The 16868-nt window shown below is 73.1% G+C and carries 14 protein-coding genes and 1 pseudogene; 3 read left to right on the forward strand and 12 right to left on the reverse strand.

Going from position 1 to position 16868, the window contains the following annotated elements; all coding sequences use genetic code 11:
- The 9 genes and pseudogenes from EAO71_RS39950 to EAO71_RS09500 form a co-directional block, all read right to left on the reverse strand.
- A pseudogene (locus EAO71_RS39950) lies at positions 1 to 232 on the reverse strand (hypothetical protein); the annotation flags it as partial.
- A gap of 120 nt (positions 233 to 352) precedes the next feature.
- The gene (locus EAO71_RS09465) at positions 353 to 1174 is read right to left on the reverse strand and encodes a DUF1684 domain-containing protein (RefSeq protein WP_147977316.1); all 822 of its coding nucleotides are present in this window, start codon (positions 1172 to 1174) and stop codon (positions 353 to 355) included.
- The gene (locus tag EAO71_RS09470) at positions 1171 to 2496 is read right to left on the reverse strand and encodes an NtaA/DmoA family FMN-dependent monooxygenase (protein WP_147977317.1); all 1326 of its coding nucleotides are present in this window, start codon (positions 2494 to 2496) and stop codon (positions 1171 to 1173) included. Before EAO71_RS09470 ends, EAO71_RS09465 begins: the two co-directional genes overlap by 4 nt.
- The gene (locus EAO71_RS09475; protein WP_147977318.1) at positions 2493 to 3509 is read right to left on the reverse strand and encodes an LLM class flavin-dependent oxidoreductase; all 1017 of its coding nucleotides are present in this window, start codon (positions 3507 to 3509) and stop codon (positions 2493 to 2495) included. The genes EAO71_RS09470 and EAO71_RS09475 overlap by 4 nt, the downstream gene beginning before the upstream one ends.
- Positions 3510 to 3706: 197 nt before the next feature.
- Positions 3707 to 4681 (reverse strand): ABC transporter substrate-binding protein, encoded by a 975-nt coding sequence (locus EAO71_RS09480; protein WP_147977319.1) that lies wholly within the window; start codon positions 4679 to 4681, stop codon positions 3707 to 3709.
- An 81-nt stretch (positions 4682 to 4762) separates the two neighbouring features.
- A complete protein-coding gene (locus EAO71_RS09485) occupies positions 4763 to 5515 on the reverse strand; it encodes an amino acid ABC transporter ATP-binding protein (protein ID WP_147979193.1) in 753 nt (250 codons plus the stop codon).
- A 17-nt stretch (positions 5516 to 5532) separates the two neighbouring features.
- Positions 5533 to 6417, reverse strand: coding sequence for an amino acid ABC transporter permease (locus EAO71_RS09490; protein WP_147977320.1), 885 nt, complete (start codon positions 6415 to 6417; stop codon positions 5533 to 5535).
- Positions 6418 to 6630: 213 nt separating this feature from the next.
- Positions 6631 to 8424 carry an FAD/NAD(P)-binding protein gene (locus EAO71_RS09495; protein ID WP_147977321.1) on the reverse strand — a complete coding sequence of 598 codons (1794 nt, stop codon included), beginning with the start codon at positions 8422 to 8424 and terminating at the stop codon, positions 6631 to 6633.
- Positions 8421 to 9266 (reverse strand): amino acid ABC transporter permease, encoded by an 846-nt coding sequence (locus tag EAO71_RS09500; protein WP_147977322.1) that lies wholly within the window; start codon positions 9264 to 9266, stop codon positions 8421 to 8423. The genes EAO71_RS09495 and EAO71_RS09500 overlap by 4 nt, the downstream gene beginning before the upstream one ends.
- A 550-nt stretch (positions 9267 to 9816) precedes the next feature.
- Between EAO71_RS09500 and EAO71_RS09505 the strand changes: the two genes are divergently transcribed.
- A complete protein-coding gene (locus EAO71_RS09505; RefSeq protein WP_147977323.1) occupies positions 9817 to 10314 on the forward strand; it encodes a GNAT family N-acetyltransferase in 498 nt (165 codons plus the stop codon).
- Positions 10311 to 11408, forward strand: coding sequence for an ABC transporter substrate-binding protein (locus EAO71_RS09510; protein ID WP_147977324.1), 1098 nt, complete (start codon positions 10311 to 10313; stop codon positions 11406 to 11408). Before EAO71_RS09505 ends, EAO71_RS09510 begins: the two co-directional genes overlap by 4 nt.
- A gap of 78 nt (positions 11409 to 11486) precedes the next feature.
- Here EAO71_RS09510 and EAO71_RS09515 read toward each other — a convergent pair whose 3' ends face one another.
- A complete protein-coding gene (locus EAO71_RS09515; protein ID WP_147977325.1) occupies positions 11487 to 12776 on the reverse strand; it encodes a DUF5685 family protein in 1290 nt (429 codons plus the stop codon).
- Positions 12777 to 13085: 309 nt separating this feature from the next.
- Here EAO71_RS09515 and EAO71_RS09520 point away from each other — a divergent pair, with 309 nt between their 5' ends.
- The gene (locus EAO71_RS09520) at positions 13086 to 13520 is read left to right on the forward strand and encodes a cell division protein SepF (protein WP_147977326.1); all 435 of its coding nucleotides are present in this window, start codon (positions 13086 to 13088) and stop codon (positions 13518 to 13520) included.
- A 39-nt stretch (positions 13521 to 13559) separates the two neighbouring features.
- Here the strand turns inward: EAO71_RS09520 and EAO71_RS09525 are convergent, their stop codons facing one another.
- Together EAO71_RS09525 and EAO71_RS09530 are read right to left on the reverse strand one after the other, a co-directional pair.
- On the reverse strand, positions 13560 to 14750 hold the full coding sequence (locus EAO71_RS09525; RefSeq protein ID WP_147977327.1) for an acyl-CoA dehydrogenase family protein: 1191 nt from the start codon (positions 14748 to 14750) through the stop codon (positions 13560 to 13562).
- 71 nt (positions 14751 to 14821) lie between these two features.
- Entirely contained in the window at positions 14822 to 16573 is a 1752-nt protein-coding gene (locus EAO71_RS09530) for an MFS transporter (protein ID WP_147977328.1), read from the reverse strand.
- Positions 16574 to 16868: the final 295 nt, after the last annotated feature.

Raw genomic sequence — 16868 nt, forward strand, 5'->3', positions numbered from 1 at the left:
CGTCGGCGGTGAGGACGGCGGCGTCGGCGCGGGAGAGTTGGGCGGCCGAGGCGGGGGCCGGGGTGGGGGCCGCCTGGGCGCCGGGCAGTGCGACGGCCGTGGCGGCCACGAGGCCGGTCACGACGGCGAGCAGTCGGGTGCGTCTGTTCCTCACTGGTCCTCCTGGGGAAAGCGGAGGGGCCCGAGGGTGGCGGGCCCGCGAGGCGCCATCAGAATGTTGTGTACCTGACATGCACCGACAGTGATGGTGGCCTCCCGGGGCCGGGTGCACAAGACCGCGCACCGGAAAGGGCGCCGGCGGCCGCGCAGCCGCCGGCGCCCGGAGCGCCTGCCCGAGGAGGGAACCCCCTGGTCAGCCGTTGATCACCCGCCGCTCCCCCGCCGGCACCGCCGTGTCGAGGGTGTTGCCGGGCGGCGGGAAGGGGCAGATGAAGTGGTCCACGAAGGCGCACGGCGGCAGCAGGGCGCGGTTGAAGTCGACCGTCACCGAGCCGTCCTCCGCCGGGGCCTCCGGACGCAGGAAGCGGAAGCGGTAGCTGTCCCGGCCACCGGTGGCGTCGGCGAAGACCGCCCAGAGCGTGCCGTCGTCCTCGACCGCGACCTGGAGCGTGTGCTCGGCTCCGTGCAGGTCGAAGGAGAGGACACCGGCGAGACCGAGGCCGCGCTCCTTGCCGTCCGCGTTCTCCACCCGCACGCTGCGGGCGGCCTCGTACGGCCGGTAGGTGCCCGGCACGACCCACCGCTCGTCGTACGGCGTCGCCTCGATGCCCTGGAAGGCGCGGCGCGCGGCGGACTCGGGGTCGAAGTCGCGTACCGCCCACAAGCCCTCGCGACGCAGCACCACCAGGCGCCGCCCGGCCGACTCGACGCGGGACTCGTGGATCGGGGCGTGGTCGGCGGCCACCCGGACGCTGCCGATCAGGGGCTTCCCGTCGACGGTGATCGCGTCCTCGGCGTCGGCGGTCAGCAGCACCTCGTCGCCCTCTTCGCGCCACCGCCCGGGAACGGCCGGAATTCGACCCTCCGAGTGGTCGGAGAGCCAGTAGGTGCCGGTGAGGGAGAGCGGACCGTACGACGAGGAGACCGCCGCCGTGCGCTGCTCGTGCCAGTGCCGCCAGTCCTGCGCCGCGTCCCGCGCGTCCTGGCGCGCGTCCTGCTCGGGATCCGTGCTCATGGTGTTCCACCCTTCCATACGGGCTCCGCGAGCCCGAGGTGCGACCGCAGCGTCGTGCCGGAGTACTCCGTACGGAACGCGCCGCGTTCCTGGAGGAGGGGGACGACACGGTCGACGAAGTCGTCGAGGCCGGACGGGGTCAGGTGCGGGACGAGGATGAAGCCGTCCGCCGCGCCCGCGGCGACGAAGGACTCCAGGGCCGCGGCCACGGCCTGCGGGGACCCGACGAAGGACTGCCTGCCGGTGGACTCGACGACCGTCTGGCGGATCGAGAGTCCCTTGGCCTCGGACAGGGCCCGCCACTTCGCGGCGACGGCGAGGGGGTCGGCGACCCGTACCCGGCCCTGCACGAGGGCGGAGTCCGGGTCGGGGTCGATCCCGGGGAGCGGCCCGTCGGGGTCGTACGCCGACAGGTCGCGGCCCCAGACCTGCTCCAGGGCGAGGATCGCGTTCTGCGGCGAGATCTGCTGCCGGCGGATCTCGGCCGCCTTCTCCTGGGCGTCGGCGTCGGTGTCGCCGAGGACGTAGGTCACGCCCGGCATGACCTTGAGGTCGTCCGGTCGCCTTCCGTACCGGGCGAGCCGGCGGTGCAGGTCGGCGCGGAAGGCCTGGCCCGCCTCCAGGGTCGAGTGCCGGGTGAAGATCACGTCGGCGGTGGCCGCGGCGAACTCCCGGCCCTCGTCGGAGTCCCCCGCCTGGATGACGACGGGATGGCCCTGCGGGGAGCGGGGGACGGTGAACTCGCCCTCCACGGTGAACTGCGGACCGCTGTGGGCGAACGGCTGCGCCACGCCGCCCGGGGTCCAGGAGTCCCACAGGGTGCGGGCCGCGGCGACGAACTCGGCGGCCCGGTGGTAGCGGTCGGACCGGTCCAGATAGCCGCCGCGCCGGAAGTTCTCGCCGGTGAACGCGTCGGAGGAGGTGACCACGTTCCAGGCCGCGCGCCCGCCGCTGAGGTGGTCGAGCGAGGCGAACCGCCGGGCCAGCTCGTACGGCTCGTTGAAGGTGGCGTTGACGGTGCCGGCCAGTCCGATCCGCTCGGTGACGGCGGCGAGCGCGTTGAGGACCGTGATCGACTCGGGGCGGCCGACCACGTCGAGGTCGTGGATGCGCCCGTTGTGCTCGCGCAGCCGCAGGCCCTCGGCGAGGAAGAAGAAGTCGAACAGGCCGCGCTCCGCGGTCCGGGCCAGATGCTCGAAGGAGGAGAAGTCGATCTGCGAGCCGGAGCGCGGATCGGCCCAGACGGTCGTCGAGTTGACCCCCGGGAAGTGGGCGGCGAGGTGGAGGGGCTTCGTGCGGCGGTCGCCGCCCGCCGCGCTCACGCCGTCTCCCCGAGGCGGGCGTACCGGCTCGCGGGGCGGGCGAGCCCCAGGTGCTCGCGGAGCGTCGTGCCCGTGTACGAGGTGGGGAACAGGCCCCGGTCGGCGAGGAGCGGCACGGTCCCGCGCACGAAGCGCTCCAGGTCCCGCTCGGGCACGGCGGGCACGAGGTGGAAGCCGTCGACCGCGCCGCCGCCGTGCCAGCCGGCGATCAGCCCGGCGAGGGCCCCGTCCCCTCCTTCGTGGGTGTCGAAGTCGACGGTGAGCGAGAGCAGGACGCGCAGCTGCTCCGGGTCGCGGCCGTGGGCCCGGGCCTGCTCGTGGAGGGCGGCGCGCAGCGCGGCGGCCTCCTCGGCGGACGTGGCGCGGACCAGGGCGACGTCGGCGTACCGGGCGGCGGTGTCCCGGGCGGCCGGCCGGGTCGCGTCGACGACGGTCACCGGGTGGCCCTGCGGGGGCCGGGGCACGATCGAGGGGCCCTTCACGGAGAAGGCGGAGCCCTCGAAGTCGACGTAGTGCAGCTTGTCGCGGTCGATGAAGCGCCCTGTCGACACGTCGCGTATCTCGGCGTCGTCCTCCCAGCTGTCCCAGAGTCTGCGGGAGACGTCGGCGACCTCGCCCGCCTCGTGCCAGACGGCGCCGAGCGGGGCGGCCGGGCGGCGGCCGAAGAGGCGTGCCTCGGCGTCCCCGGTCGACACCGCGACCCGCCAGCCGGCCCGGCCGCGGCTGACCCAGTCGAGGGTGGCGACGGCGGCCTGGACGTGGAAGGGCTCGGTGTGGGTGGTGGTGACGGTCGGGACGAGACCGGTGCGGGTGGTCTCGGGGGCGACCCGGGCGAGGACCGCCAGGGCGTCGAGGCCCGGCCGGGTGAAGGAGTCGTCGAGGGTGACGAAGTCGAGCCGGCCCTCCTCGGSGAGKCGGGCGAGGGCCACCGGGCGGGTGGCGTCGGTGAAGGGGGTGGCGCCCACCCCGCCGCCGAGTTCGGCGGCGAGGTGGAGCGGTCGGATGGCGGGCATGCGGCCTCTTTCGGGGCGGTCGGGGCCGGTCGGTTCCCGGGGGTGTCCGATCGATCGGACCGGATCCGGCGAGCGGTGTCCGGTGCCGTGGATCCCACGGCGGAGGAAGCAGTCCGTGCGGAGCGTCGACGGCAGCGCCGCGAGGCGCGGCACCGGACACCGGGAGCCCGGCCCCCTGGGTACGGGGAAGGCCGGGGTCAGTTCTTGGTGCGGGGCAGGCCGGGCGGGTTGATCTCCGACTTCTTCACGGCCTCGCTGTTCAGCCCCCACCGCTTGAGGACCTGGCCGTACGTGCCGTTCTCGACGATGTGGTCGAGCGCGGCGGCGTAGGCGGCGACGAGGCCGCTGTCCTTCTTGGTGGTGGCGGCGATCTTGCCCTGGATCGAGGCCCCGCCGCCGGAGAACTTCCCGATGACCTCGGTCTGCCCGGCGGACGCCACGTGGTAGGCGGCGGTCGGGTTCGGGCCGAGGTAGGCGTCGATGCGGCCGGACTGGAGCGCCAGGTAGTAGTCGGAGACGTTCTGGAAGTACTTGATGTCGACGGGCTTGCGGCCGGCCTTCTCGTTCTCCTTCGACCAGTCGACGAGGATCTTCTCCTGGTTGGTGCCGGAGCCGACCGCGATCGTCTTCCCGGCGACGTCCTGGGGCGCCTTGACGGTCCAGCCGGAGCCCTTCTTCGCCTCGAAGGCGAGGTCGTCGAGGCGGTAGGTGGCGAAGTCGTACTTGTCCTTGCGCTCCTCGGTCACGGTGACGTTGGAGAAGACGCCGTCGAACTTGCCGCTGTCGAGGCCGACGAAGAGGTTCTCCCAGGACACGGCGTTGAACTCGGGCTTCAGGCCCAGGGTGTCGGCGACCAGGGTGGCGAGATCGACCTCGACGCCGATCAGTGTCTTGTCGTCGGTGGCGTAGAAGGCGAGCGGGGGCGCGCTGCCGGTGGAGACGCCGAGGGTCAGGGTGCCGCGCTTGCGCACGGCTTCGGGGACCTGGGCCGCGATGGCGTCGACCTTGGCGGTGTGGACGCGCTTCTGGTCGGGGCCGAGGTTGATCCCGGTGTCCTGCTGCCCCTTGGGCCGGATCTCGTCGGTGGCGGCGTCGCTGGTGCCGCAGGCGGTGAGCAGACCGAGGGAGGTGAGGGCGGCGAGGGCGACGGCGAGCGGGCGGCGGAGGGACATGGTGCGGGCTCCTTGCTGGCGGGACGGTGAGGGAGTGGAGTCGATGGCCGGAGACGGCCGGAGACGGGCGGACGGGGCTGGTCAGAGGACCTTGGAGAGGAAGGCGCGGGTGCGCGCGTGGCGGGGGCTGTCGAGGACTTCGGCGGGTGGGCCCTGCTCGACGATCCGGCCCTCGTCCATGAAGACGACGGTGTCGGCGACCTCGCGTGCGAAGCCGATCTCGTGCGTGACGACGATCATGGTGGTTCCGGAGGCGGCCAGGTCCTTGATGACGTCGAGCACCTCCCCGACCAGTTCGGGGTCGAGCGCGGAGGTCGGCTCGTCGAAGAGCAGCAGGGTGGGTTCGAGGGCGAGGGCGCGGGCGATGGCGACCCGTTGCTGCTGGCCGCCGGACAGCTGCCGGGGGTACGCGGTCGCCTTGTCGGCGAGTCCGACGCGGGCGAGCAGCTTCTCCGCGGCGGCGACGGCGTCCTTGCGGGGGCGCTTGAGGGCCGACACCGGGGCCTCGACGATGTTCTCGAGGACGGTGAGGTGCGGGAAGAGGTGGAAGTTCTGGAAGACGAAGCCGATCCGGGTCCGCTGCTTGAGGATCTCTCGCTCGCGCAGCTCGTAGAGCTTGTCGCCGGAGCGGCGGTAGCCGATCAGGGTGCCGTCGACGCTGATCCAGCCGCTGTCGACCTTCTCCAGGTGGTTGATGGTCCGCAACAGGGTGGACTTGCCCGAGCCCGAAGGTCCGAGGACGACGGTGACCTCGCCGGCCCGGACGTCGAGGTCGATGCCGCGGAGTACCTCCAGCGGCCCGAAGTTCTTGTGGACGGAGCGGACTTCGACCATGGACGGGGTGGGGGCGCTCATCGCACGGCTCCCTTGGCGTAGTGGCGTTCGACGTAGTGCTGGAGGACGGAGAGCACGGTGGTCAGCAGGACGTACCAGGCGGTGGCGACCATCAGGAGCGGGACGACGCGCCCGTTGCGGCCGTAGACCACCTGGACCTGGTAGAAGAGTTCGCCGATCGCCATCACGGAGACGATCGAGGTGCCCTTGAAGAGCGAGATGATCTCGTTGGCGGCGTTGGGCAGGATCGAGCGCATCGCCTGCGGCAGGACGATCCTGCGCAGCTGGCGCAGGCGCGGGATGCCGAGGGCGGCGGCGGCCTCCAGTTGCCCGGGGTCCACGGCCAGGACGCCGCCGCGGACGATCTCCGCCGCGTAGGCGGCCTGGTGCAGGGCGAGACCGAGGACGGCCGCGCTCATGGCGCCGACCAGGCCCATCGTGTCGAAGGAGTAGAAGGACGGCCCGAAGGGGATGCCGAGGCTCAGCTCCTTGTAGAGGTAGGCCAGGTTGAACCAGAAGAGCAGCTGGACGATCAGCGGGATCGAGCGGAACGCCCAGATGTAGGCGAAGGCCACGGCCTTCAGGAACGGGCTGGCCGACAGGCGCATGAAGGCGAGCACGATGCCGAGGGCGAAGCCGAGGGCCGTGCCGTAGAAGGTCAGCTGGAGGGTGACCCAGACGGCGTGGAGGATCGTCTCGGTGCTGAAGAAGCGGGCGAAGACGTCCCACTCCCAGCCCGGGTTGGTGACCAGGCCGTGGGCGAACTGCAGCAGCAGCACGGCGGTGACGACGACGGCGACCCAGCGCCAGGGGTGGCGGACGGGGACGACCCTGAGCTCCGCTCCGTCCGGGACGGCCGGGGGTTTCGCCACGTCGAGGGGTGGATCGCTGGTGAGGGCCATGACGGTTTCCTTGGGAAGGGGTACGGAGGCGGGGCCGCGCCCTCGGGAGCGGGCGGGCCAAGGGGTCGTCGACCGTGGCCTTCGGGGCGGTTGCGCCCCGGGGCCACGGGACCGCGGGTCACGGGACCGCGGGCTACGGGCAGGCGGGCTACGGGCAGGCGGGCTACGGGCAGGTGGGCGCCCGCCGGGGGCGGGGGCCGGAGCTGCCGTACGTCACGCGCTCGCGCTCAGGGGAGCGGGACAGGAGAGGTCCCGCAGGAACGCGAGCGCGGTGCGCGCCGTCGCGTCGTTCTGCCGGAAGGCGACCCCGCCGGTGCGCGGCCGGGTGAAGGCGCCGCCGGCCCGGGCGGTGGTGGGCGGACCGAGCGCGAAGCGCCGCGGGTGGGGCCGGCCGTCCTGGCCCAGGATCCGGCCGTCGGCGGGGTCGACGGCCAGCAGTCCGGCGTCAGTGGCCCGCGCGCCCTCCTCGTGGAGGGCGCGCAGCAGCGGGCTGCCGGTGAGTTCGACGGTGGCGTCGGGGAGCCGGGCCTCCACCAGGGCGCGGGCCTCGGTCCACTCCCCCGGCACGCTGGCGGAGGTGGCCCGGAAGACGCCGCGTTCCTCGTCGGCCTCGACCGTCGTGCCGGCGCCGAGGAAACGGACGATCCCGGCGCGCGACAGGGCCAGGAGCTGCCGGAGCCGGGGGCCGGGGGGCCCGGAGGCGAGGAAGCTGAAGAACCCGTGCCACCAGTTGTCCGGGTCGCCGGTGTCGCCGAGCCGGATGAGCTGGCCGTAGACCGACAGGAGCGCGCCGAAGACGGCCAGGTCCGGGCTGTGCCCGGGGTCGTGGCGCCGCTCCAGGTCGTCGCCGATGTGCCGGCGCAGCGCGTCCTGGAGCGCGTCGCCCGACGCGAAGCGCACCCCGTCCAGCGGATGGTCGAGGGCGTCGAGGTCGAGCCGGTCGGCGGGGTCGGGCACGGCGGCGGCGACGACCGCGGCGAGTTCGGCCGAGCCGGGCGCGGCCGCCGCGTACGCCTCCTCGAAGGCGGACCGGTCGACGGCGGTCCGTTCGGGGTGCGCGGTGAGGAGCCGGTGGTAGTGGGCCCAGCCGAGCTCCTTGTCGATCAGGGGCAGGACGTCGCGCCGGAAGTCGGCGGGGCCGGGCCGGCGCAGCAGTTCGTCGACCTCCGCCGGGCCGAAGAAGCGTGGCAGCGGCGGCCGTTCGCCTTCCAGGGTGTAGCCGATCTTGGAGTGGTACGGGACACCTCGCCGCGATCCGACGTGGAGCAGCGGCTCCTTGCCGGAGGGCACGTACTCCCCGTTCTCGTACCGTCCGCCGCGGCCCTCGGTGAGCAGCACCATCAGGTCGACGAAGGCCAGCCCGAAGCCGCGCACGAGGACGGGTTCGCCGGCGGGGATCGCCGAAAGGTCGGTGTCGGCGGTGAAGTCGGGCGGCAGGTGGAGCAGTCCGTGACGGGCCGCGAAGTCCGCCAGTTCCCGCTGGTCCTTGCCGGGTTCGGCGTCGAGATGGCCGATGGTGAGGACGACGAGGTCGGCGAGGAGGGGGGTGGACCGGTCCGCCAGCCAGACGCGCTGGCGGCCCTCGCGCGGGCCGCTCACCCGGACCGCGCTGGTGCGGTGTTCGTGGACGGTGACGGAAGCCGGCAGCGCGGCGCGGGCCTCCTCGTACACCCAGCGCAGATAGGCGCCCTGCTGGGGCCGGCTGGGGAAGGTGTGCCCGTCGAGGTCCGCCCACTCGGCGAGCGTGGGTCCCGGCCGGACGGGCCCGGCGATCTCCACGGTCTCGTCGGTGAACATGGTGACGTCCTCGGCCTGCGAGTTCATCCAGAGCAGCGGGGACTGCCCGGTGCGCCAGATGCGCCCGCCGCCTGCCGGGTGGGGGTCGACGAGGTGGACGTCCAGCGGCCGGTCGCCGTACAGCTCGGGCAGGTTGGCGGCGACGCGCTCCAGGAGTCCGGTCCCCCGCGGCCCGGCTCCCACGATCACGAGGGCGGCTCGCGGCGTCATCGCGCACCCGCCGTGCCGCGCGCGTAGTGCCGCTCCACGTAGTGCTGTCCGATGCCGAGGACCGAGGTGACCGCGACGTACCAGATCGTGGCGACCAGGAGCAGCGGCACGACCTGGTAGGTGCGGTGGTAGACGAGCTGGACGGAGTAGAGCAGGTCCTGCACGGCGATCACGGAGACGATGGAGGTGCCCTTGAGGGTGCCGATCAGCATGTTCCCGGCGGGCGGGACGATCGAGCGCATCGCCTGGGGCAGCACGATCCGGGAGAACCGGCGCAGTCGGCCGAGGCCGAGGGACTGCGCGGCCTCGATCTGGCCGCGGTCGACGGAGAGGATGCCGCCGCGCACCACCTCGGCGGCGTACGCGGCCTCGTGCAGGGTCAGTCCGATGACGGCGACGGCGACCGGGCCGAGCAGGTTGACCGTGTGGATGCCGAGGATCTGCGGGTAGAGGGCGCCGATGTTGAACCAGAAGAGCAGCTGGACCAGGATCGGTGTGGAACGGAAGAACCAGACGTAGCCCCAGCTGACGGCCTTCAGGACCGGGTTGGCGGAGAGTCTGAACACGGCGAGCAGGGTGCCCAGCGCGAAGCCCAGGAGCATGACGAGGGCGGTCAGCCAGAGGGTGAGGCCGAGTCCGCGCAGGACGGCGGCCGAGGTGAAGTAGGCGCCGACGACGTCCCATTGGAAGGCCTCGTTGCGGACGACCGAGAGGAGTCCGAGCGCGAGGAGGACGAGGACGGCGGCGGCCGCGGTCCACTGGCCGGTGCGGCGGGCGGGGACGATGCGGGGTGGATCGGCGGCCGGGGTGCGGCCGGCCGCTTTGGTGAGGGTCGCGGACATGCGAAGGCTCCGTGGATACGTCGATCGAACACGGGAGTGCGCCTGCACACGGAGACGAGCGCGGATCCGAGCCCCTCAGCTCGATCCGCCCTTCGAGGCTATGCGGTCAACACCGTTCGCTGTCAAGGGTGTCCGAACTGTGAGCTGTACGTCTCACCTGGTTGACGGGGAAACGGATGCCTGTTCCACTTGGGCCATGCATTCGCAGCAATGGCTGGTCACGCGCTCCCACATCGACTTCGGTCGCGTGTGGTCCTCCTCCTGTTGAGCCGACCCCCTGCGTTTCGCCTGCCCGCGCTCTCTTCCGCGGCGTCTCCACCTGTGTAGTCGAGCTCTTCCTCCCCTCGCTCCGCCCTGCCTCGGCCTGGCCTGATCTGCCCTGATCCGGCCGGTCCCGGCTCTCCTCGCCCTGCCCGGGCGGGACTTCGCCGCGTCTCGGCGTCCGCCGTCCCGCCCCGCCTCGCCCCTGCCCGTCCCTCTCCGTCCTGCCCGGGTCCGACGTCGTCGTGCCCCGGACTCCCCTGCCCGCTCCGCGGCCCGAAGGACACCCATGACCTTCACCCCCAGCCCGGCGTCCGCGCTCTCCGTGCGCCGGACCACGGTCGACGACCCCTTGGCCCGCCCGCTCCTCGACGAGCTGGCGTACGAGTACAACCTGCGCTACGGCTCCGCCGACGACCTCGACCGCTATCCGCCCGAGGAGTTCGCGGCGCCCGGGGGCGCGTTCCTGCTCCTGCTCGAACAGGGCCGGCCCGTCGCCGGCGGCGCCTACCGCCGCTACGACGACGGGACCGCCGAGCTGAAGCGGATCTGGACCCACTCGGCGCACCGCCGGCGCGGCCTCGCCCGGCGGATGCTGACCGTCCTCGAACGAGAGGCGGCCGACGCCGGCTACACCCGCATCTTCCTGACCACCGGACCGCGCCAGCCCGAGGCCAAGGGCCTCTACCTGGCCGCCGGATACCGCCCGCTCTTCGACGTGTCGGCGGATCCGGAATCGATCGGCCCGCTGCCGTTCGAGAAACACTTGGAGACCCCGAAGCCATGAGCCCCACCAGCACCCGGCCCACCAGCACGCGACAGCCCGCCGGCACGCGCTCCGAGGCCGCGCGACCCACCGACACCCGACCCGCCGACGCGCCCTCCGCGGGCGCGCGGTCCACCGCCCCGCGGAACACCGCGGCGCGCCCCGGCGGCGTACGGCGCCACACCGCCCTCTTCGCCCTGATCACCACCGCCGCGCTCACCCTCACCGCGTGCGGTTCGGGCGACCCGGCGACCACGCCCGCCGGCGCGGCGGGCGCGAAGAAGGGCGCGATCCCGACGGCCGACGTGGTCTCGGCCGTGACCAAGGACGAGGCGGCGGCCGCGCTGCTGCCGGCCGAGGTCCGGCAGCGGGGCACCGTCTCGGTGGCCTCGTCGACGGGCAGCCTGCCCGGCGCCGCTTACCTGCCGGACGGCCGCACGCTGGTCGGCGGGGACGTGGACCTGACGGACGCGGTGGCGAAGGTCCTCGGGCTCCGGCTCACGCGTGAGGTGGTGAGCTGGGAGGCGATCCTGCCGGCCCTGGGCAGCGGCAAGTACGACTTCGGCACCGGGAACTTCGGCGTGACGGAGGAGCGGCGCCGGACCATCGACTTCGTCACGTACATCAACGACGGGCAGGGGTTCGCGGCGCGTGCGGACAGCCCGCTGAAGAAGGTCACCGACCTCACCCAGCTGTGCGGTCTGAACGTGGCCACGGGAGGCGGGACGACCTTCGAGGCGACGTTGGAGCGGAACAAGGCCCGGTGCTCCGCGGCGGGCAGGAAGCCGTACACGATCCAGAGCTTCTCCGATCAGGGCGCCCAGTGGATGTCGCTCCAGCAGGGGCGCAGCGACGTCCTGATGAGCACGGTCAACGGCCTGCGCTACGCGGTGACCCAGCAGGAGAACGTGAGGTTCCTCAACGAGTACCGGCGCCTCGACGTCGGCTTCGCCTTCAAGAAGGGGACGCCGCTGGCCCCGGCCTTCCAGGCGGCGGTGAACCGGCTGAAGAAGGACGGCACGTACGACCGGATCCTGCGGAAGTGGGGGCTGACGGACTCGGCCATCGCCGAGTCCCGCATCTCGCCCCCGGAGATCCCGGCGCCGACGAAGTAGCGACGCCCGTACGGGGCGGGGTGCCGCGCGGCGCCCCGCTCCCCGGTCCCGGGGGCCGCCGGGCGGTCGGCCAGGCCGTCAGCAGTCGCAACCGCAGTCACAGCCGTCGCAGCAGCCTCCGTCACCGCCGTCGCCCTCGCCGCCACAGCAGTTGCAGCAATTGCAGCAGTCGCCACAGCCGCTGCAGTCGCAGTTGCTGCACAGGCTCTCCTTGCGCTCCCGGCTCCAGGGGTCCTCGTAGGTGCCGCAGCACAACTGGCAGCTGCAGGCCAGTCCCATCCAGACGGCGCAGCCGGCGATCAGCCCCCGGCGACGGTTCGGCGGCTCCGGGGGAAAGGGCCCGCCGCCGCCGGGTCCCCCCGGCCCGGGCGCGTACGGATTGCCGGGCACCGGTCCCGGGGCGTGGGGGCCCGGCTGGTACGGGCCGGGCTGGTGGGCGCCCGTCGGGTGCGGCGCCGCGTCCCCGGCCTGCCCCGCCGTGCCGGTGCGGTGCGCGCAGGCGGTCGTGCCGAAGGCGCGGTCCACGGAGTTGCGCAGTTCGTGCGCGAGCAGCACGTGGGCCAGCCGGCCGTTGACGAACTCCGCGTCCCGCAGCGCCAGCCGGATGCCGTGCAGCGCGTCGTCCGCGAGCCGCCGTGCCTCGTCGAGCGAGGTCCCGGTCGCGGTCAGCGGGTTCCACGCCCCGGTCGCGGCGTCGGCCTCCCGGTCCTCGACGGCGTCGAGCAGGTGGGCGAGCCGGCCGAAGAGCCGGCCGGCCTCGGCGAGCGGCTCCACGTTCCCTGGCCGCCCGGCGAGTACCGCGGTGTGGGCGAAGGCCGCGGCCGTCGCCGTCTCCGTCGGCTCGGTCACGACCAGCAGCGGCGTACCCGGGCCGGCCAGCGCCTCGATCCCGGTCTGCCGGTCCACCGCGTCGACCAGGACGGCCGTGTCGAAGCCGAGTTCCCGGCCGGTCCGCGCGCCCGCCCGGTCCCAGGACCTGGCGACCCGGCGGGCCGCGGCGGCGACCGGCCGGCGGGCCAGCAGGCCGTCCCGGTCGGCGACGTGGTCGCGGACCTTGGCGGAGGCGAGCACCAGCGAGACCGCCGCGGCGAGCCGGGCCCCCTCGCCCTGGGCGACCGGGGCGCTCTTCATCTGGCGCAGCGGGCACGGACCCGCCGTGCGGCGCCCGCCCGCCACCGCGCCGGTGCGGGTGCCGGTCTGAGCCTCCGTCAGGACCGAGACGATCAGGCCGTCGTAGTTGGTGACCACGCGGGCGAACTGCCCGTGGTCGGCACGGAGTGCGAGACAGAGGCCGCAGAGATGGGCCATCCACTCCGTCTTGAGGCCGTCACCGAGGCGGTGGGTGCAGGGCCTGACGATTCCGAACAAGTGATCCCCCGTGCTTCGCGCGCCTGTGCGTCCGGCATCGTACCGAGCCCGCTCGTTCACCCGTACGCCCCCGTCGTCACCCTTCTGGCCCGACTTTCATATTTTGAGTTGCACACCCCCATCCAATCCTCTGTCAGGCCCCGCATACCGCAAGATTCCTGACTGATCGCCAGAAATCGGGCCTCACGTTCTGCACCAGTACCGTTACGAAACTCTCGCGCGCCGACTATCCACTTGGCGCGCAATCCGCATCATGGACGACGATAGGGATTGCGGAACCACAAGTGACCGCGCTGAAAGGAGGCGTCCATGGGATCGGTGCGCAAGGCGAGTGCATGGCTGGGACTCGTCGAGGACAACGACGAGCGTTACTACGACGACGAGTACGCCGAAGGTGCCGAGAGCGGCGACGCCTGGGTGACGGACCCCCGGGTCCGGGTGGCGTCCGACTCGGCGCAGGAGCAGGGCCGCCGGATCGCGACCGTCTCCCCGGACGGGTTCCGGGACGCCCGGGGCATCGGTGAGCTCTTCCGGGACGGGGTCCCGGTCATCGTGAACCTCACGGCCATGGAGCCCTCCGACGCCAAGCGCGTGGTGGACTTCGCCGCCGGCCTCGCCTTCGGCCTGCGCGGATCCATCGAGCGCGTGGCGACGCGGGTCTTCCTGCTGACCCCCGCCGACACGCAGATCGTCAGCGGGGACCCCGCGTCCCGCGCGCAGGACGGTTTCTTCAACCAGAGCTGAGGGCAGGGCCGCTCACCGGAGGGCCTTCCGCGCCGCCGCCTACCGGAAGGCGTCCAGGCCGGTGAGCGCCTTGCCCAGGACCAGCTGGTGCATCTCGACCGTGCCCTCGTAGGTGAGGACGGACTCGAGGTTGGTGGCGTGCCGCATCACGGGGTACTCCAGCGAGATGCCGTTGGCACCGAGGATGGTGCGCGAGGTACGGCAGATCTCGATGGCCTCCCGCACGTTGTTGAGCTTGCCGAAGCTGACCTGCTCGGGGCGGAGCCTTCCGGCGTCGAGCCGCCGCCCGAGGTGGTGGGCGAGCAGGATGCCCTTGTGCAGCTCCACCGCCATGTCGGCGAGCTTGCCCTGGGTGAGCTGGAAGCCGCCGATCGGCCTGCCGAACTGCTCACGCGTCCGCGCGTACGACAACGCCGTCTCGAACGAGGACCGCGCCGCCCCCATCGCGCCCCAGACGATGCCGTAGCGGGCGTGCGAGAGGCAGCTGAGCGGCCCCTTCAGGCCGACGACCTCCGGGAGGACGGCGTCGGCCGGCAGGCGCACGTCGTCCATGACCAGTTCGCTGGTGACGCTGGCCCGCAGCGACCACTTGTGCCGGATCTCGGGCGCCGAGAACCCGGCCGCGTCGGTCGGGACCACGAAGCCGCGGATGCCCTCGTCGGTCTGCGCCCAGACGACGGCCACGCCCGCCACCGAGCCGTTGGTGATCCACATCTTGCGGCCGTTGAGCACCCAGTCGTCGCCGTCCCGCTTCGCGTGGGTGCGCATGCCGGCCGGGTCGGAGCCGTGGTCGGGCTCGGTGAGGCCGAAGCAGCCGATGATCTCGCCCGCCGCCATGCCGGGCAGCCACTGGCGCTTCTGCTCCTCGGAGCCGAACTTCCAGATCGCGTACATGGCGAGCGAACCCTGCACGGACACGAGCGAGCGGATGCCCGAGTCGGCGGCCTCCAGCTCCAGGCAGGCCAGGCCGTACTGGACGTGGGTCGCGCCCGCGCAGCCGTAGCCGGTCAGGGACATGCCCAGGGCGCCGATCGAGCCGAGCTCACGGGCCAGCTCGCGGATCGCGGGCAGCTCGCCCTGCTCGTACCACTCGGCGATGTGCGGCAGGACCCGGTCGGCGGCCCAGCCGCGGACCGTCTCCCGCACGGCGAGGTCCTCGGGGTCGAGGAGGTCGTCGAGGCCGAGCGGGTCGGCCGGGTCGAAGGGCGGCAGCTTCGAGGGTGCGGACATGCGAGGGGCCTCCGGCGGATCGCGCGCTGACCAGGGGGTGTCCGGTCAGGAACCGGCGCCGACGTTACGGGTCAGTGTGCCGTGCGTCCAGAGCCGGCCGACTCGACGGGCTCGCGCGTGGCGGGAACCCGCAGGGGCTCGCCGGACCCGCCGCGGCCCGCGGTGCGGGCCTGCCCGGACCTCTCGCCCGGGCCCTCCGGACCGGCCGCGGCCCGACGGTCGCCGGCGCCGGAGGCGACGTCCGCCCCGGCCGCCCGGGTGCGGTCCGCCAGATCCTCGGGATCGACCGTGCACTCCATCACCCGGGGCAGCCGCAGCGCCATGAGCGCGCCGAGCAGCAGCAGCCCGGCGCTGACGAACAGCGTCACGTGCAGGCCGTGCACGAAGGCGTGCCGGGCCGCGCGGTGCAGCGCTTCGCCCGCCGGCCCGCCGAGGCCGTCGGCCACCTGGTAGGCCTCGCCCAGCGAGTTGGCGGCGGCCCGGCTCACGCCGTCCGGCACCCCCGGGACGCCGGAGAGCCCGGGACCGTAGGCGGCGTTCATCACGCTGCCGAGCAGCGCGATGCCCATGCCCGCGCCGAGCTGGTAGGAGGTCTCCCCGATGGCGGCCGCGCCGCCCGCGCTCTCCGGCGGGGCCTCGCTCAGCATCGACTCGTACGCGGAGAAGAGAGTGGTCTGCAGGCCGAAACCGAGCAGCACGAAGCCGACGGTGAGCAGCAGGGGCCGGTCGTGCTGCCCCATGAGGACCAGCAGCAGCACGGCGGCGGCGGTGAGCACGAAGCCCCAGCCGACCATCCGGCGCGGTCCGATCCTGCGCAGGGTGTACGTGCCGGTGGCACCGGCCGCCATGGCCGCGAAGGTGAGCGGCAGCAGCCGCAGCCCGGTCTCCAGGGGGCTGAGCCCGAGGACCAGCTGGAGGTACTGGACCGCGATGAGCTCCAGGCCGACCAGCGCGAGCATGGCGAGCACGATGCAGCCGACGGAGGTGGTGAACGCGGCCCGGGAGAAGAGCCGCATGTCGATCAGCGGATGCCGGCGCCGCTTCTGCCGCCGCACGAAGACGACGAGCAGCGCCGCCCCGACGAGGAGCGGTGCGGCGGTCGGGAAGGCCGACAGGCTCTCGCCCGCGCCGAGCCGCTTGACCCCGAGGACCACGCCCAGCACGCCGGCGGCGGCCATCAGCGCGCCGAGGACGTCCCAGGGGCCGTCGGCGGCGCCCCGCGACTCGGGCAGCAGCCAGCGGCCCAGCGGCAGGATGAAGGCCATCAGCGGGATGTTGATCAGGAAGACCGAACCCCACCAGAAGTGCTCGACCAGGAAGCCGCCGAGCACCGGACCGGTGGCGGCGCCGACCGCGGCGACCGCCGTCCAGATCCCGATCGCGGTGGCCCGCTCGCGCCGGTCGGGGAAGACCGCCCGGAGGATCGAGAGGGTGGCGGGCATGATCATCGCGCCGCCGACGCCCAGCAGGGCGCGGGCCGCGATCAGCACCTCGGGGGCGGTGGCGAGCGCGGCGACCGCCGAGGCGACGCCGAACAGCGCGTAACCGATGAGCAGCACCCGGCGCCGGCCGACCCGGTCACCCAGCGTGCCGAAGAGGATGAGCAGCGACGCGCAGATCAGCGGATAGGCGTCGACGATCCACAGCAGGGCGGTGGAGCTGGGGCGCAGGTCCTCGGTGACCGAGGGGACCGCGACGTGAAGGATGGTCGCATCCAGGGCGACCAGCAGAAGGCTGACGCAGAGGACGACGAGGACGACCCAGCGGTTGGCACCGCCCGCGGCGGCACGGAGCCGTGTTCGGGCCGTGATCGTCCGCTGCATGTACGTACCTCCCAGTGATTCCCTCGCGCTCGGCGGGCTCCGGCCGGGGCGCTTGTCCTCGGGGCGGCCCGGCATCGACGGGCGAGTGAGCCGTCAGCGTACGCGAGTTCAGGGCCCGAGCGCGTGGTCCAGCTCTCACCCCGGCGGGCCGCCGAGTGTGGCGTACGCCACTCCGTCCGGTCGTCGCGTCGCACGGAATTCCGTTCGGACAACCGTGTGAAGCAATTCCACGGCATACAAACAGACTTCCGGAAACACCCCCGCCGACAATAGGGCAGAAGGTCATCGGATTAGC

The organism is Streptomyces sp. MS191, assembly GCF_008042125.1.
GTDB lineage: Bacteria > Actinomycetota > Actinomycetes > Streptomycetales > Streptomycetaceae > Streptomyces.

Bases quoted from the DNA above. Each gene is read 5' to 3' on its own strand.
- EAO71_RS09485 (WP_147979193.1), bottom strand. From the start codon at position 5,515: ATGGTCGAAGTCCGCTCCGTCCACAAGAACTTCGGGCCGCTGGAGGTA.
- EAO71_RS09465 (WP_147977316.1), bottom strand. From the start codon at position 1,174: ATGAGCACGGATCCCGAGCAGGACGCGCGCCAGGACGCGCGGGACGCG.
- EAO71_RS09495 (WP_147977321.1), bottom strand. From the start codon at position 8,424: ATGACGCCGCGAGCCGCCCTCGTGATCGTGGGAGCCGGGCCGCGGGGG.
- EAO71_RS09525 (WP_147977327.1), bottom strand. From the start codon at position 14,750: ATGTCCGCACCCTCGAAGCTGCCGCCCTTCGACCCGGCCGACCCGCTC.
- EAO71_RS09520 (WP_147977326.1), top strand. From the start codon at position 13,086: ATGGGATCGGTGCGCAAGGCGAGTGCATGGCTGGGACTCGTCGAGGAC.
- EAO71_RS09480 (WP_147977319.1), bottom strand. From the start codon at position 4,681: ATGTCCCTCCGCCGCCCGCTCGCCGTCGCCCTCGCCGCCCTCACCTCC.
- EAO71_RS09490 (WP_147977320.1), bottom strand. From the start codon at position 6,417: ATGGCCCTCACCAGCGATCCACCCCTCGACGTGGCGAAACCCCCGGCC.
- EAO71_RS09510 (WP_147977324.1), top strand. From the start codon at position 10,311: ATGAGCCCCACCAGCACCCGGCCCACCAGCACGCGACAGCCCGCCGGC.
- EAO71_RS09500 (WP_147977322.1), bottom strand. From the start codon at position 9,266: ATGTCCGCGACCCTCACCAAAGCGGCCGGCCGCACCCCGGCCGCCGAT.
- EAO71_RS09505 (WP_147977323.1), top strand. From the start codon at position 9,817: ATGACCTTCACCCCCAGCCCGGCGTCCGCGCTCTCCGTGCGCCGGACC.
- EAO71_RS09530 (WP_147977328.1), bottom strand. From the start codon at position 16,573: ATGCAGCGGACGATCACGGCCCGAACACGGCTCCGTGCCGCCGCGGGC.